General features: G+C 67.4%; 14 protein-coding genes. 11 read left to right on the plus strand and 3 right to left on the minus strand.

What is annotated here, in order from left to right; translation table 11 throughout:
• Window positions 1-14: 14 nt before the first annotated feature.
• On the plus strand, window positions 15-671 hold the full coding sequence (locus OG510_RS24630; protein WP_406139626.1) for an ATP-binding protein: 657 nt from the start codon (window positions 15-17) through the stop codon (window positions 669-671).
• Between the two features lie 12 nt (window positions 672-683).
• Here the strand turns inward: OG510_RS24630 and OG510_RS24635 are convergent, their stop codons facing one another.
• Window positions 684-3,836: a DUF3427 domain-containing protein gene (locus OG510_RS24635; protein WP_406139627.1), complete on the minus strand. Its 3,153-nt coding sequence runs from the start codon at window positions 3,834-3,836 to the stop codon at window positions 684-686.
• 163 nt (window positions 3,837-3,999) lie between these two features.
• On the opposite strand from OG510_RS24635, the gene OG510_RS24640 reads away from it, so the two are divergent.
• From OG510_RS24640 to OG510_RS24650, 3 genes are all read left to right on the plus strand, one after another.
• Window positions 4,000-5,106 carry an MrcB family domain-containing protein gene (locus OG510_RS24640; RefSeq protein WP_406142523.1) on the plus strand — a complete coding sequence of 369 codons (1,107 nt, stop codon included), beginning with the start codon at window positions 4,000-4,002 and terminating at the stop codon, window positions 5,104-5,106.
• A 375-nt stretch (window positions 5,107-5,481) separates the two neighbouring features.
• Window positions 5,482-7,092 (plus strand): APC family permease, encoded by a 1,611-nt coding sequence (locus OG510_RS24645; protein ID WP_406139629.1) that lies wholly within the window; start codon window positions 5,482-5,484, stop codon window positions 7,090-7,092.
• A 130-nt stretch (window positions 7,093-7,222) separates the two neighbouring features.
• Complete coding sequence (locus tag OG510_RS24650) at window positions 7,223-7,525, plus strand: YrhK family protein (protein WP_406139630.1); 303 nt, start codon at window positions 7,223-7,225, stop codon at window positions 7,523-7,525.
• Between the two features lie 57 nt (window positions 7,526-7,582).
• Here OG510_RS24650 and OG510_RS24655 read toward each other — a convergent pair whose 3' ends face one another.
• Window positions 7,583-8,578, minus strand: coding sequence for a hypothetical protein (locus tag OG510_RS24655; protein WP_406139632.1), 996 nt, complete (start codon window positions 8,576-8,578; stop codon window positions 7,583-7,585).
• 65 nt (window positions 8,579-8,643) lie between these two features.
• On the opposite strand from OG510_RS24655, the gene OG510_RS24660 reads away from it, so the two are divergent.
• From OG510_RS24660 to OG510_RS24670, 3 genes are all read left to right on the plus strand, one after another.
• Complete coding sequence (locus OG510_RS24660) at window positions 8,644-9,474, plus strand: class E sortase (protein ID WP_406139633.1); 831 nt, start codon at window positions 8,644-8,646, stop codon at window positions 9,472-9,474.
• Window positions 9,475-9,536: 62 nt separating this feature from the next.
• The gene (locus OG510_RS24665) at window positions 9,537-9,782 is read left to right on the plus strand and encodes a DUF3311 domain-containing protein (protein ID WP_406139635.1); all 246 of its coding nucleotides are present in this window, start codon (window positions 9,537-9,539) and stop codon (window positions 9,780-9,782) included.
• A complete protein-coding gene (locus OG510_RS24670; RefSeq protein WP_406139637.1) occupies window positions 9,779-11,353 on the plus strand; it encodes a sodium:solute symporter in 1,575 nt (524 codons plus the stop codon). The genes OG510_RS24665 and OG510_RS24670 overlap by 4 nt, the downstream gene beginning before the upstream one ends.
• Window positions 11,354-11,408: 55 nt before the next feature.
• Here OG510_RS24670 and OG510_RS24675 read toward each other — a convergent pair whose 3' ends face one another.
• The gene (locus OG510_RS24675) at window positions 11,409-12,917 is read right to left on the minus strand and encodes an MFS transporter (protein WP_406139638.1); all 1,509 of its coding nucleotides are present in this window, start codon (window positions 12,915-12,917) and stop codon (window positions 11,409-11,411) included.
• A gap of 92 nt (window positions 12,918-13,009) precedes the next feature.
• Between OG510_RS24675 and OG510_RS24680 the strand changes: the two genes are divergently transcribed.
• The 4 genes from OG510_RS24680 to OG510_RS24695 all read left to right on the plus strand — a co-directional run bounded on the left by OG510_RS24680 (window position 13,010) and on the right by OG510_RS24695 (window position 15,778).
• Window positions 13,010-13,540, plus strand: coding sequence for a winged helix-turn-helix transcriptional regulator (locus OG510_RS24680; protein ID WP_406139640.1), 531 nt, complete (start codon window positions 13,010-13,012; stop codon window positions 13,538-13,540).
• Between the two features lie 73 nt (window positions 13,541-13,613).
• Window positions 13,614-13,928: a DUF6412 domain-containing protein gene (locus OG510_RS24685; protein WP_406139641.1), complete on the plus strand. Its 315-nt coding sequence runs from the start codon at window positions 13,614-13,616 to the stop codon at window positions 13,926-13,928.
• 102 nt (window positions 13,929-14,030) lie between these two features.
• On the plus strand, window positions 14,031-14,795 hold the full coding sequence (locus OG510_RS24690) for a YidC/Oxa1 family membrane protein insertase (protein ID WP_406139642.1): 765 nt from the start codon (window positions 14,031-14,033) through the stop codon (window positions 14,793-14,795).
• Window positions 14,796-14,920: 125 nt separating this feature from the next.
• A complete protein-coding gene (locus OG510_RS24695; RefSeq protein ID WP_164261439.1) occupies window positions 14,921-15,778 on the plus strand; it encodes a fumarylacetoacetate hydrolase family protein in 858 nt (285 codons plus the stop codon).
• The last annotated feature ends 9 nt before the right edge of the window (window positions 15,779-15,787 follow it).

Here is a 15,787-nt window from a genome sequence, read left to right on the forward strand (position 1 = left end):
AGGAGTTGAGGGATATGGCCTACTGCAGCTTTGACGCCCCGCGTAGGGACTGGCAGCTAGCCTTCCTGGCGGTACCGGAGGAAGTGGCTCGGCTGCGAGGTGCGCTGCGTCATCACTTGGACCTCTGGGGTCTCTCTGCGCAGGTTGATGCCGCTCAACTTTGTGTCAGCGAGCTGACGGCCAACGTCATCAAGCATGTGGGGGCGGGGACGCCAACGACCCTTGCCGTATCCACGAGCGGCACGTGTCTGCGCATTGAGGTTCGAGATCCAGACAGTCGAGCGCTGCCGACGCTGCTTTCTCCCGACGCCGACTCCGAGGGCGGCCGCGGCATGGCACTGGTTGATGCCCTCGCCGAGCGTTGGGGCGTGCTGCTCTCTGCGGACTGCAAGATCACCTGGTGTGAGCTTGCTACGCCCCCCGCTGTCGTAGATGGGCACGTCCCGGGGTGTCGAGTCGAGCGAGCGGAGGCTCTCCTCGACCTGCATGGCAAGCCGGCTGAAGGGGACGCGGTGGTCAGGACCCGGCTGAGCCTTGCCTTCGCGGAGGAGGCTGTGGCCGACGTGATCACAGACCTCCTACACTGGCTACGAGCCCACGGCTGCGATCCCGAGGCGACGTTGGATCGCGCGCAGATTCATTTTGAGGCCGAGACACAACCGACCGCTTGATGGCTGGACGCGCTACCCCGTGGCGATCATTGCGTACGACCAGACGTCTGCCGGAATCTTGTGTTTCAAGTCCCAGGTGATCGCCATCGGACGACTGCCCCGATGTTCCGCGTAGGTCGCTGGCCCCAGCAGCATCCACGGTTGGGCTCCGCCGATATCGGTGCTCTTGTAGCGGCGAGCGAAGAGCAGTACGTGGCTGCCCTCCTTCACGTGATTCTGATAGCGGAGTCCGGTGCGCGACGTGTCAGAGGTTTGGTTCTGTGACTCCCAGTGGAATCGGGTCTCGCTCAGCGCATAGTCGCGGTAACGCGTTTGAGGTGAAAAGTCCTTCTCGTCCTTGTCGATCGTGATCAGAAGAGCATCGGTTTGAACGGACTCGCACCACTTCACACCTTCGCGGAAGTCCCCAGGCATGAAGCCGCCAACATACGACTGACCGAGTGCGGGCAAGATTTCCTCACGGCTATATGAAGCGTGTACGGCGAGTGGCAGGCCGGTGTGGTCGCCGAGGAGCGGAACGGTGATGTGTTCCGTGTGGGCCAGGTTGTAGTCGAGCACTTGGCGAACTTCGTTGCGGAATGCGACCTGGTGTCGAAGGGCATCGAAGCCTTCGTCGTAGCTTGCGAAGCCCTTACGAGTGAGGCCCCCGAGCGGCCACAGTTGGAAGAAGAGCATCCGGGCGTACGCCTGACTCCGTTCGGGCAGCTCGTCGTAACGCGGCACATCGTCTTCGAGTAGGCGCTTGTACTCGTCCACCCGCACTGCGTCGTCCACGTGCAGGAAGGCAGGCACGCGCTTGAGAAGTGAAGATTCCCCATCGGGCCCCTCCCGTGCGGTGAGGCCCGCACGGCGAAGAATCCCCGTCCAAGAATTTCCGTTGCCCTTGTAGAGTTCCTTGATCTCGCGACCGCTCTCCGCCAGGTAAGAGGCGATGAGTGGCTCCCCATAGGAGGCGACTTCACGGGCGAGCGCGGTGACGTTGACGCCGATTTGAGCCTTGATGTTCGCGAGGATCGTTGACTTTGCCTTCTCTTCAAGCATGATCTGGCAGCCGGATGGGAGTTGAGGGAAGTCATCAGCGATGTTATCGAGGAGGCGCTTGCGGGTCAGGTTGGTGAGAGCGCGAAACTGATTCTCAAAGCGGAACTCCTTGCGGTGCTGACCGATGAAGTCCAGCACGGTCAGCACAGACTTGTTCTCGTAGTGGCGGAGGCCCCGGCCGAGCTGCTGGAGGAAGACGGTCGCGCTGGCGGTAGGGCGGAGTAGAAGCAGCGTGTCCACACTGGGTATATCGAGCCCCTCATTGAAGAGATCGACTGAGAAGATGACTTGGATCTTTCCAGCGCTGAGCTCGGCGAGGGCCTGCCTGCGTTGATCGGGCGGAGTCTCTCCGGAGATGGCGATGGCGTTCAGCCCTGCCGTGCGGAAGTACTCAGCCATGAAGTGGGCGTGGGCCACTGAAACGCAGAAGCCAAGTGCTCGCATGTGGCCCAGGTCGGTGATCTTCTCCTCTACGGCCTGCACGACGAGGCGCGCCCGCGCGTCGTTGCCCGTGAGGACATTGCTCAGTGCCGTGGTGTCGTAAGCCCCGCGTTTCCATTCGATGGCGCTCAGATCGGTGTTGTCGCTGATCCCGAAGTAGTGGAAGGGGCAGAGCAGTCCGTTCTCCAGGGCCTCCCAGAGGCGCATCTCGGCGGCGATCCGACCGTCGAAGAACTCATCCTGAATGTTCCTGCCGTCCATCCGCTCCGGCGTTGCAGTCAGCCCAAGTAGTTGCATCGGAAGGAAGTGGTCAAGGATTTTACGGTAGGTCGGCGAAGTGCCGTGGTGGAACTCATCGATCACGATCACATCGAAGTGGTCGGGATCGAGCTGGTCGAGCATCTTTGCGTTGAGCGACTGTACGCTTGCGAAGACATGGGACCAGCGCTTAGGGATCTCTCCGCTGTGCAGTTCCTCTCCGAAGTTGGCGTCGACAAGAACGTTTTGGTACGTCCGCAGTGACTGCTGCAGAATCTCTTTACGGTGAGCCACAAAGAGAAGACGGAGGTCTCTCCCCTTTTTCGCGCGGAGATCCTTGTAGTCGAGAGCTGCCATCACAGTCTTGCCCGTGCCAGTAGCGGCTACGAGGAGATTGCGCTTCCGGTGGTGAATTTTCCTCTCCACCTGCAAGCGTTCAAGCATGTCCCGTTGATGCGGATATGCCGTCACGTCGCGCGTGGACAGTGTGACCTCAGAACCGCCTGACCGGGGCGACCCTGTACTGGCCAGGCCAAGTGCCTCGTCAAGGCGTTCCGCGTCGCGCTCAGGGTCGTATGACTCGAAATGCGGGTCGTTCCAGTAGGAGTCGAAGGTCGCTTCAAATTTCCGCAGCACGTCCGGCGTAGACACGGACGACAGTCGTACGTTCCATTCCAGCCCGTCGAGCAAGGCCGCCTTGGATAGGTTCGAGCTTCCGACGTACGCCGTGTCATACCCGCTGTTGCGCCGGAAGAGCCAGGCTTTGGCGTGGAGGCGCGTCGAGCGCAACTCGTAGCTGATCTTCACCTGTGCGTTGTACCGCTGCACCAAGCGGTCGAGAGCTTTGCGCTCCGTCGCGCCGATGTAGGTGGTGGTGATGACACGGAACGGAACCCCGCGGTGGTGCGCCGTCTGCATCGCCTGTTCCAGCACTCGAAGCCCCGTCCACCGTACGAAGGCGCAGAGCAGGTCGACGCGGTCGGCTGTGGCGAGCTCGGCGCGCAGTTCGAACCCCAGGCTTGGATCCTCCGGAGAGTTGGTGATCAGAGCACTCTCAGACAGGGGCGTAGCGGGTCGGATCGCGTAGACACCTGGAGTCTCTTGCTCGGCCACCGCGAGGAGTTGTCGCGGGCCCTCAGCGACGAGATCTATCCACTCGCGAGCGCCCTCGATGGTGCTGAGGGACTTCAAGATCTGGTTAACCGCGAGCACTTGCTCTTCAAAGGGGAGGCCCTGGAGCACGCGGCGCACGATCTCAGAGATGTAGCGAGACAGGACGTGAGGCGAGGACTCCTCACCCACCAAGCTGTCGATTGCCTTCCAGCCCTCAGCCTCAAGTTCCTTGATGCGCTTCTGCAGTCGATGAGTGATCAACGTCTCGTACAGACCAACTACCGGTGCTGCATCGGTGAACTCATGGGGCATAGCGGCACCTCTCGCCAGACGATCACTGCGTCCGTTGTACCAAGCCCCACCGACAACCGGCCGGGCTCGGGTAGGAACAGGTCAGTTCGGATCAGCCGACACGGCGATGGTGATCTAACCCTTAGCAAAATCGGACATGTTCGAATAGCGTTCGTTCGTGACTATGCGCGAACTGCTCATCGAGGTAGCCAAAACCTACGACCAGACCGCTGGCACGGGTGCAGAAGTGCCTGGCCAGCAGGTGTTCCGTAGTGTGGCTACGCGGACGGACCTTCCCTGTCCTGACGGGTTTGTCATCCGCGGGTATGGCGGGCAGGGCTCGGCAAGCATCTGTCCTTGGATCGGCGTCTTCGATCCAGTGATCAACGATGATCCGAAGACTGGCCTCTACGTCGCCTATATCTTCAGTGCAGACATGTCAGCCGTGACCCTCACTCTCCAGCAGGGCGTCACAGCGCTGGCGAGCAGGTTCGCGAAGAGGCGCGACTTCTACGCCTACCTGGAGGGCAAGGCAGTCGAACTTCGCAGCACGCTCCCCGACGTGCTGGTGGATGGCTGGCAGGAGCGACCGCTCTTCGGCTCGACGAAGGAACGTCCACTGGCGTACGAATCCGCCAGTGTGGCCGCACGGCGGTACGAAATCGACGCTTTGCCGACAGATGCTGCCCTCCGCGATGAGCTTGCCCACGCCGCCAACCTGCTACAGCGGGTATCGGCGAGTGGGCGCGCGATGGAGATCGACTGGTCCGATAGCGGGCTCGTCGTGAACTTCAAGGGCGGTGGGCACAGCAAGAGCGGCGGACTTGGGGGCTTCGTACCGAAAGACAGCAGCGAGTACACGGTGAAGATCCCGGCCCGAGAAGCGATGAGGTCCAAGGACCACGAGCGCCTGATCGGCGATTTCGGGCCGTATGTTGCAGCGCGTGGGTTCGTCCCCAAGAACCAGGGTGTCCATCCCAAGGACGTCACACTGCGTCTGGCTGATGAGCCCGCGGGCGCCCAGGCAGAGTGGCTGGTGGAAGCCAAGGTTGTGCGGAAGGGAAATGTCACTCAGGCGGTGCGCGAGGCGGTGGGCCAGCTCAAGGAGTACAGCTACTTCCTGTACGGCGAAAGTAAACTGCCGCTGCCGCATCTGGTCGGGCTCTTCACGGAAGATATCGGGGTCTATGCCACGTACCTTGAGGCGCAAGGTATCGCTTCGCTCTGGCAGACAGAAGACGGTTGGGCAGGCTCGCCGACGGCCAGCTCTTGGGGTCTAGTTGAACCTTAGCGCCGATCGTTGATGAGCCCTCGTCGGTTTGCTGACGTGGGCTCTGTGCGTCGTGCGGACTGGCCGGGAGGCGGTGGCCGCAGGTCACAGCACGGTTTCAAGCTCTCGATCGACCGGACTTGCGCGCCGCTTTCTGGGTAGGTGCGCGGTACAGGAACGCCGATCTCTCTCGGTGAGTGGCGTGTGGAGTGGGTATATGGCCTCCCCTCGCGTTGCCCCCGGAGGGCAGTCCCCGGCCCGCCCGAGCGGCTGTACGGAAGAACCCGTGGACCGACGGCCTGGTCAAGTCTGAGCGCAGGGACAAGGGGATGTCGTATGGCCGATATATCCAACTCTCCGAGCGGATCCTCGGAGAAACCAAGGCTGCGGCGAGACATGGGCCGGATCAGTCTGCTGTTCGCCGGTGTGGGGTCGATCATCGGCTCGGGCTGGCTCTTCGGAGCGCTCAACGCGGCCCGGCTGGCCGGGCCCGCCTCGATCTTCTCCTGGGCGATCGCGGCTGTGATGATCCTGCTCATCGGGCTGTGTTTCGCCGAGTTGGGGACCATGTTCCCGGTATCCGGTGGAGTGGTGCGTTTTCCGCATATCTCCTTCGGGTCGTTCGCCAGTTACACCATGGGATGGATCAACTGGATCGCCGCGGCGACCGTAGCTCCCATCGAGGTGGAAGGCGCCCTTCAATACGCCACCAAATGGGCGGACTTCACTCAGTTCCATCCGAAAACCGGGACGCACACACTGACGGCACTCGGTTACGTGGTCGCGGTCATCGCGATGGCGTTCTTCGTGGCGTTGAACTACTTCGGTATCCGTTGGTTCGCGCGGGTCAACAACGCGCTGGTGTGGTGGAAGCTGGCAGTCATCATCCTGGTGGTGGTCGCCTTCGCCGTCACGGCGTTCCACGGCCGGAACTTCACCGCTGCCGAGTACGGCGGGTTCGCACCGGGCGGGATGAAGGGCATCTTCACGGCCATCTCGACCGCTGGAATCACCTTCTCCTTCCTCGGCTTCCGTCAAGGCGTCGAGCTGGCGGGTGAGACGGACAACCCCAAGCGCAACGTGCCGTTCGCGGTCATCGGTTCGGTGCTGCTCACCGGAGTGATCTACATCCTCCTGGAGATCGCCTTCATCGCCTCGGTCCCGGGGCACGATCTGAAGTCATCCGGCGGCTGGCTCAGCCTGACGTTCGCCAACGACTTCGGTCCGCTGGCGGCGATCGCCAGTGCCATCGGGCTGGGCTGGCTGGCGTACATCCTGTATGTCGACGCGGTGATCTCCCCGGCGGACACCGGACTGGTCTACACGACGGTCACGGCCCGTATCTCGTACGCCATGGGGCGGAACGGTAACGCGCCGGAGGCGCTGACGAAGACGACCTCTCGTGGAGCGCCGATGATCAGTCTGATCGTCACGTTCGTGCTGGGGCTGATCGTCTTCCTGCCCTTCCCGAGCTGGCAGCAGCTGGTCGGCTTCATCACCTCTGCGACGGTGCTGTCCTTCGGCTCCGGTCCGCTCGTGCTGGCTGCGATGCGGCGCCAGATCCCGGACTGGGACCGGCCGTTCCGGGTGCCCGGCGGTGACGTGATTCCGTTCCTCGGGCTGTACTCGGCGAACCTGATCGTCTACTGGGCCGGCTGGAACACCAACTGGAAACTGTTCGCGACCATCGGCATCGGCTTCGTTCTTCTGGCCATCTTCGAGGTCACCGACAAGGGCCGGGCCCCGAAGCTCGACTGGCGGGCGGGTCTGCCGTGGCTGGCGCCGTGGCTGGTGGGCCTGGCCATCGTCAGCTGGGTGGGTGATTACGACGGCGGCCTGGGCTACATCGGGCTCGGCTGGGGCTTCCTGGTCAACCTGGTTCTCGCCGCGATCGTCTATCTGCTCGCGCTGAGGTCCAAGCTGCCGACGGCACGGGTGGAGCGCCATATCGAGGAGGCCCGCGCCGAGGCCCGGGTCGAAGAAGAGGAACTGGGGCTGGCGGAGTAGCGGCGCCCGTCCCACGGTGGTGAGCGGTGCCTGCCCGGGTGCCGCTCACCACTCCGCCCGGCGTGCTGGCCTGTCGCTCGCCGGGCGGGGTGGCATGTGGAGGCGGGGGCGCTCCGCTTAGCGTGGCTGTATGAGTACAGGCATGCCCCCTGGCACGTTGACGCTGCACATCGGGCGCGAGGAGGTGGTTCTCCGGCGGCGCTACGAGGTTGCCAGCATCCTCAACGACATTCTTGTCGCCGTGTGGTTCATCGTCGGCAGCGTGATGTTCTTCTCCGAGGACTGGACCACGATGGGGACGTGGTGTTTCCTCATCGGCAGCATCGAACTGCTGATCCGCCCGGTCATCCGCCTCTTCCGGCACCTGCACATTCAGCGCGTCCGTTCCTCCTCCGAGACCGGGCAGGTCTCCGACTCCGCGCAGGATTATTAGGGCTGCGGCCGGCGTCTCGGGCCACCCGTAGCGCCACGGGAGCGTCCCGTGGCGAACTTATGCCCCGTGGCACTCCCGGTAGGCGCTCCCCGCCCCGCACCAGCACCCCGCGTTCCGGGCCGGGGGCCAGGGGACGGCTCGGCCCCGGGCTGCCAGGGTGGTGGCGTACTGGGGGAGCAGAGCCGTTTCTGACGGGGACGCCGACTCCGAGGCTGCGAAAGCCTCGTACGACGGGATGCTTCCCGTCACGATGCCCAGGTTCTTCGTGCCCGCCGCCGACAGTTCCCGGAGCGCGGATTCGATCTCGATCAGGTGCGTCGCGTGGGAGGGGTACTCCGACTCCAGGGCCGGGTACGCCGCCAGGAGTTCGGCCAGTTCAGCGGCGCGCCAGTGCAGGACCGCCACCGGGAACGGGCGGGACAGGGCCGCCCGGTAGGTGCCCAACTCCGACTGGAGGCGGGCGATTTCGGCGCGCAGGACCGCCGGGTCGTTCGAGCCGAGGGCCCACAGGCGGTTCGGGTCGTGGAGTTCGTCGAGGCTGATGTCGCCGGTGTGCAGGGAGTCGGCCAGGGCGTCCCACGCGTCGTGCTCGTTGCCCAGGGCCCTGCTCACACGGTGCCGGCCGGTGAGGAGTGCCTGGGCCGCGTACGGGACCTCTTCCGCCGGGTCGACCAGCAGGGTCAGGGCCTTGGTGAAGGTGGCGTGGGCGGCGTCCGGTTCGTCGTGGGCCTCCAGGGTCTCCGCGACGATCGCCCAGGGGGCCGGGTCCTGCGGCGTCGAGGCGCGGATGCCGTCGATCATGGCGCGGGCCTCCGCCTCGTGGCCGTACTCCCACAGGTTGGCCGCCTGCAGGGCCTTGATCAGGGCGAGGTTCTCGGCCGGGCCTGCCAGCAGTCGGTCGTAGAGCGTCGTGGCGCGGGCGCGGTCGCCGGCCAGTTCCAGGTGGGCCGCGGCCTGGAGCAGCAGCGGCTCCTGGTCCTCCGGGTACTGCTCGGCGGTGCGCAGCAGGCGCTCGGCTTCGGCGTGGTGATCAGCGGGAGTGTCGGGGCGCATGCTCCACACCGTACTGCCGTACGGGGCTCTGGAGACTTCGGGATCCAGCGCTTATGGTGCCGCCCGTGCAGCAGCCGACGCGGGACACGATTCCGGTAGTGGTGCAGCGGGGGGTCTCCCGGCGCCGTACCGTCCTCGCGCGCGGGCTGTGGACCGGCGCCGAAGTGACCGTGACGCTGGGGCTGATCGTCCTGCTGTTCGTCGTGCAGCAGCTGTGGTGGACCAACCGCGAGGCCCGGCAGGGCGCCGCACACCAAGTGCAGGCGCTGGAACGGCAGTGGGGCAGCGGCGCGGGACACGGAAGCGGCGCGGGCGACGGGACTGTGACCCCCGCCACTCCCTCGCCCGGGCCGGACAAGAGCGCCGCCGCCGGTTCGGACTCCCGGTCGCGGCCGGCGTCCGGGGGCGGCCAGGCCGGCCGGGCGGCCGCGCGCGGGCCCGTCTGGGACAAGGCGTACGCCGTGATCCGCATCCCGCGCATCGGGATCACCGCACCGATCGCCCAGGGCGTCAGCAAACAGAACGTACTCAACAAGGGGTATGTGGGGCATTACGTACAGACCGCCGGGCCCGGTCAGGCGGGGAACTTCGCGCTCGCCGGGCACCGCAACACCCATGGCGAGCCCTTCCGTTACATCAACCGGCTGCGCCACGGGGACACCGTCACGGTCGAGACCGCCGACGCCGTCTATACGTACGTCGTCGACAAGGGCCTCCCGCAGACCTCCGCGCGTGACAGCGGCGTGATCGCCCCCGTGCCGCGCAGCACCGTCAAGCCGCAGTACGGCTACCGCACGCCCGGCTACTACCTGACGTTGACCACCTGCACCCCCGAGTACACCTCCCGGTACCGGCTCGCCGTCTGGGCCACCTTGCGTTCCATGCGGCCCCGTTGACCGCGCGGCGATCGTCATGGCCCTCTCCCGGTCCGACCCCGGCACCGCCTAAGGTCACTGACGTGCTCAGACGTCGTCCTCAGCTGTTGTGGCTGCTTGTACCCTTTGTCCTGTTCCTGGGGGCGGTGCCGTTCGTCAATCGCGTGCGGCCCGTTCTGCTCGGACTGCCTTTCCTCTTCCTCTGGATGGTCGCGGCGACGCTTCTCACGCCGCTCGCCGTCCGGCTCACCCACCGGGCCGACCGGCGCGCCTGTCGAAGGGCCGACCGAAGGGCCGACCTGGCCGACCGGCGGGGTGAGCGTCCGTGAACGCCGCTGTCGCCACCTCGATCTTCGCGGTCTTCATGGTCGCGACCGTCGTCCTCGGACTCGTCGCCGTACGCGGTGGCCGGACCGGCGGGCTCGCCGAGTGGTCCGTCGGCGGCCGCAGTCTCGGCCCGGTCTTCATCTGGGTCCTGATGGCCGGCGAGGGCTACACCAGCTTCAGCTATCTCGGCGCGGCCGGCTGGGGCTACAACTACGGGGCCCCGGTGCTGTATGTGGTCGCGTACATGTCCTGCGGTTACGCCCTCGGTTACGTGGTCGGGCCGACGCTCTGGGCGTACGCCCGACGGCACGGCCTCGTCTCGATCACGGACATGATCGCGCACCGGTACGGCAGGCCCTGGCTCGGCGCGGCCGTCGCCGTCCTCGCGACCGTCTTCCTGCTGCCGTACATCCAGCTCCAGATCACCGGCATGGGCGTCGTCGTCTCGACCATCTCGTACGGGGCGATCAGCCTCAACTGGGCCTATTTCGTGGCCTTCGCCGTCACCACCGGGTTCGTCGTGATCAGCGGGCTCCGCGGGAGCGCCTGGGTCTCCGTCCTCAAGGACGCCCTCGTCATCGGCACGCTCGCCTTCCTCGCGCTCTACGTACCGCTGCACTACTTCGACGGGTACGGGGACTTCCTGCACCGCGTCGTCACCGAGAAGGGCGACTGGCTGACCTTCCCCGGCCACGGCGGCGGCGGGCCGGGCGGCAGCGGCCTCGGGCAGTCCTGGTACGTGACGACCTCGCTGCTCAACTCCCTCACCGTGGTGATCTTCCCGACCACCGTCGCCGGATATCTCGGGGCGCGCAGCGCCGACGTGCTGCGCAAGAACGCGGTCTGGCTGCCCGCCTACAACATCCTGCTCTTCGTCCCGATGTTCCTGGGCCTGGCCGCCCTGTTCGTGGTGCCGCATCTGACCGGCGCCGACTCCAATCTGGCGCTCTTCAAACTGGTGGTGGACTCGCTGCCCGCCTGGGCTGTGGGCGTCATCGGGGTCGCCGCCGCGCTCTCCTCGATTGTCCCGATGGCCATCTTCATGCTGGTCATCGGCACGATGTGGGGGCGCAGTGTGCTCTCGCTCCTACCGCGCTGGCGCGAGCGGCAGAAGGGCGCGTCGCAGGGGGTGGTCGTCGTCGCGGGCACGCTGGCGCTGCTCCTGACGTACACCGCGCCCAACACGCTGGTACGGCTGTCGCTCATCTCGTACGAGGGGATGGCGCAGCTCCTGCCGATGCTGCTGCTCGGTCTGGTGTGGCGGCGGCTGACACTGCTCGGCGCGGGCAGCGGTCTGGTCGTCGGGGTGGGGCTGGTCTGCGGCTTCGTGTTCAGCGACCACGATCCGGTGTGGGGGATGAGCGCGGGGATCGTCGCGCTCGGCGCCAATCTCGTGGTCGCCCTCGCGGTGACGTACGCGGGGCCGCGCGAGCGCGATCCTCGGCCGGACGGAGAGGTGCTCGCCCGCGATCCGATCGGGGGCGTGGACGGTGGCGGTGGCGCGGGTGGCGGTGGTGCTGGTGGTGGCGCGGGTTCTGGCGATGGCGCGGGTGATGCCGGTGTCCCCGCCTGAAGGTCCCGCCTGAAGGTCTCGTCCGGCGTTCTCGTCCGGCGTTCTCGTGCGGCGTTCAGCGGCGTGTGCGGAGCAGCAGCATGCTGATCACGGCCACCGCCGCCAGGCCGGCCGAGACCAGCAGCGGGGCGTTGCTGCCCGCCGGTGCTACCGCGATGACCAGGGCCACGCCGATCGACGAACCGATGTAGCGCGCCGTGTTGTTGGCGCCCGAGCCCATCGCCGCGCGCTCGGGCGGCACGGAGCCGACGGCGACGCGCGGCAGGGCGGCGTTCAGCAGACCGCTGCCCACCCCGGCGACGAACAGCCCCGGCAGCAGCCGTACCAGCGAACCCGCGTCCACCGCGCCGAGCATCGTCAGCACGCCCGCCGCGTGCAGGGCGAAGCCGATCGCCAGCTGGTGGCGGGCCTGCACCCGGTCCGCCAGCCGCCGGGCCTGGAGCGCGACCAGGAAACTGGTGCCCGACCAGAGCACGAACAGCCAGGCCGCGGTCAGCGGTGAGGTGCCGAGGGCCTGCTGGAGCAGCGCGGGCAGACAGCTGAGCAGACCGATCACCGCGAGCCCGGTGAACAGCGCCCCCGCCGTCGACGCCAGGAACTCCGGGCGGCGCAGCAGCCGCAGCTCGATCAGCGGGGTCGCGGTACGCCGCTCCACGGCGGCGAACACCGCCGTCAGCACGAGCGCCGCGAGCAGCAGCAGACCGACGGGTGCGCGCAGCCAGCCGTCCCTGCCCAGCGTCAGCGCGCTGACCAGCGAGGTGAAGGCGAGGCCGAGTGCGACGGCGCCCGCCAGGTCGGGGCGGCCGCCGCGCGGGGCGCGCGACTCGGTGAGCGTACGGGCGGCGATCACCGCGCCGGCCAGGGTGGCCGCCGCGAGCACGCCGTACGTCAGCTGCCAGCCGTACGGCGCGAGCAGCCCCGCGAGCAGGGGGCCCACCGCGATCCCGGCGCTGACGAACGCGCCCCACACCCCGGTGGCCCGGATCCGGGCGGAACCGGCGGGGAAGGCATGGACCAGCAGGCCGAGGCTGCTCGCCAGGACCGCCGCCGTCGCCGCGCCCTGGGCGGCACGGGCGAGCGTGAAGGTGAGTGTGGTCGGAGCCATGGCGCCCAGCGCGATCGTGAGGGCGAGGCCGAAGGTGCCGGTCAGGAACAGCCTGCGCCTGCCGTAGTCGTCGGCGAGGCTGCCCGCCACCAGGAGCAGCGCGGCCAGGCCGAGCGGGGTGCCGTTGATCAGCCATGCCTGGGCGGCGACCGGGGTGGAGAACGAGCGGGTCAGGCCGGGGATGGTGAGCATGGGGGCCGTGTAGTTCATCAGCGCCAGGGCGGTCACCGCGCTGGTGACGGCGAGCGTCGCACCCGGGGACGCTCGCCGCCCGGCCGGCCTCGCCCCCGTCGCCGGATCCGCGGCCGGGCCCGGCGTCGTACTCGTGGGCCCGGTCGTCGGCTTGGTTGTCGTGCTCGCCGTCAGCCCCGTTTTCGTACCCGTCGCCTGATCCGGCGCCGTGCTCGCCGTCGTACCCGCTGTTCGTTCCGTCTCGATGCCGGGCGCTTGCTGAGCCATGATTCCCCACAGGTGATGTCATAGGTTCAGTGAATGAACCCACTCTAACAGCCTAGGTTCGTTCATTGAACCTTCGGAGTAGGGTGGGACTCATGGCACTGGGCAAGGACTACGCGGCACAGCAGTGCTCCATCGCGCGGGCGCTGGAGGTCATCGGTGAGCGCTGGACGCTTCTCGTCGTGCGCGACGCCTTCTACGGCGTGCGCCGGTACAACGACTTCCTCGCCCACCTCGGAATGCCGCGCGCCGTCCTGGCCGCACGCCTCCAGGCGCTCATCGAGGCGGGCGTCCTGGAGAAGCGCCGCTACCAGGAGGCCCCGCCGCGCGACGAGTACGTACTGACCGAGGACGGCGTCGCGCTCTGGCCCGTCCTGCGCTCCCTCGGGGTGTGGGGGCGCGACCATGTCCCGGGCACGCTCCCCATGCGCACCTTCCACCACGCCGCCTGCGGTACGGAGCTGGGCGCGTACGGCGAATGCCCGGCCTGCGCCGTGGCCGTACCGCCCCGGGACGTGGAGATGCGCCCCGGCGACGGGCTCGACCCGGAGCCGGACAATCCGGTCGGCCGTGAGCTCCTGGCGCCCCGCAGGCTGCTGGAGCCGATCGAATCGAGTCGTGTATAACGGCTGGAGGTACGTTTTTCGGCACGGAGCACTCGATGCCCGCGCACCGCAGACACCGGAAGGGGTGGGAAGCATGGCCGCTCGGCTGATGCGTCTGTCCCGCCCCGCCGTGGCGCTGCTCTTCTTCCTCCTCGCCGAAGCGCTGCTCGTCGAGGGCGGCATGCTCTCCTCGGCCGTCGCGCTCGCCGCCACCGCCGCGGTCGGCTCCGCGCTCGCCGCCTGTGCGCTCCTCACCTCGCGCACCGCGCCCGCCGTGCCGCGCACCCGGATCCGTACGGCCATCCGCGACCGTGAGCGGCGTACGGCCTTCCTGCCGCAGCGCGACCCCGACGCCTCGGGCAGGCCCAGGCCCCGAGCACCCGGTCGTCCCGTCCCGACGGCCGCCTAGGCACCCTCCGCACCCCAGCTGCGCACCGGTTCCCGCCGCGGTCCGTCACGCCGACATGTCTTCCTGTCCGGCCTGCGACGAGACCCCCCGGAGGGTTTTCCCGTGTTCTCATCCTTCTTCGCTGCGTTCGCCAGCCTGGTCACGCATATCGCCGACCTGCTCCAGCCGCTCTTCCACGGTTCGGCGACGGCCGCCGCGATCATCCTCTTCACCGTCTGCGTACGGCTCGCCGTGCACCCCCTCTCGCGGGCGGCGGCCCGCGGCCAGAAGGCCCGCACCAAGCTCGCGCCGCGCGTGGCCGAGCTGCGCAAGAAGCACGCCAAGGACCCGCAGAAGATGCAGAAGGCCATCATGGAGCTGCATGCCGAGGAGAAGATCTCCCCGCTCAGCGGCTGCCTGCCGAGCCTGCTGCAGATGCCCGCGTTCTTCGTGACGTACCACCTCTTCTCCAGCGCGAACATCGGCGGCTCGGCCAATTCCCTGCTCGGGCACACCCTCATGGGCAGCCCACTCGGCGGCCGGCTGAAGGACGCGATCGGGCACGGCGGACTCCTGGGCGAGCAGGGCGCCGTCTATCTGGTGCTCTTCGTGATCGTCGCCGCTGTCGCCACGTTCAACTACGGCCGCACCAAGCGGATGATGGCCGCGGCTCCGGCCCCCGCCGCCGACGGGCCCGGGGCCGGCGCGATGGGCGCGATGACCAAGGTGATGCCGCTGATGTCGTTCGCAACGCTCCTCACGGTGTCCTATGTGCCGCTCGCCGCCGCGCTGTACGTCGTGACCACCACCACCTGGACCGCCGTCGAGCGCGCGATCCTCTACCGGGACACGGTGCCCGCAGCGGCCGCCGTCGCCGCCCCGATGTAGGGGCGTGGTGGTCCAGCTTGTGAACGGGGTCTTGCGGCCTGGACCTCGAACTTGGAGGATCAGCCAATCCCCCGATGTGGCCGCACCCCATCGGCCGGACCGGTCCAATCGTTGGGAGACTGACCATGAAGCTGCTGCGTGTCGGAACGGCCGGGGCCGAGCGCCCCGCACTGCTCGACGCCGACGGAACCCTCCGTGACCTCTCCGCGCTGATCACGGACATCGACGGAGAGCTGCTCGCCGACGGGGCGGCCCTCGACCGCATACGGGCTGCCGCCGCTGCCCGGGTGCTGCCCGCCATCGAGGGCGAGACACCGCGCATCGGGCCGCCGGTCGGCCGGATCGGCAAGGTCGTGTGTATCGGTCTGAACTATCACGACCACGCCACGGAGACGGGCGCGGACATCCCCGCCGAACCGATCGTCTTCATGAAGGCCCCGGACACCGTCGTCGGCCCCGACGACACCGTCCTCGTACCGCGCAACAGCGAGAAGACCGACTGGGAGGTCGAGCTGGCCGTCGTCATCGGGCGTACGGCCCGCTACCTCGGCTCGGCGGACGAGGCGCTCGGCCATGTCGCCGGGTACGCGGTCGCGCACGACGTCTCGGAGCGTGCCTTCCAGATCGAGCGCGGCGGCCAGTGGGACAAGGGCAAGAACTGCGAGACGTTCAACCCCCTCGGCCCCTGGCTGGTGACCGCCGACGAGGTGGCCGACCCGCAGGCGCTCCCGCTGAAGCTGTGGGTGAACGGTGAGCTGAAGCAGGACGGCACGACCGCCGACCAGATCTTCCCGGTCGGTGAGGTGGTCAGGTATCTGAGCCAGTTCATGACGCTGTACCCGGGCGATGTCATCAACACCGGTACGCCCGCCGGGGTGGCGATGGGGCAGCCCGAGCCGAAGCCGTATCTGCGGGCCGGTGACGTCGTGGAGCTGGAGATCGAAGGGCTGGGACGGCAGCGGCAGCCGCTCAAGGACGCGTAGCGCGTATCG

This window comes from Streptomyces sp. NBC_01089 (assembly GCF_045162975.1).
Lineage (GTDB): Bacteria > Actinomycetota > Actinomycetes > Streptomycetales > Streptomycetaceae > Streptomyces.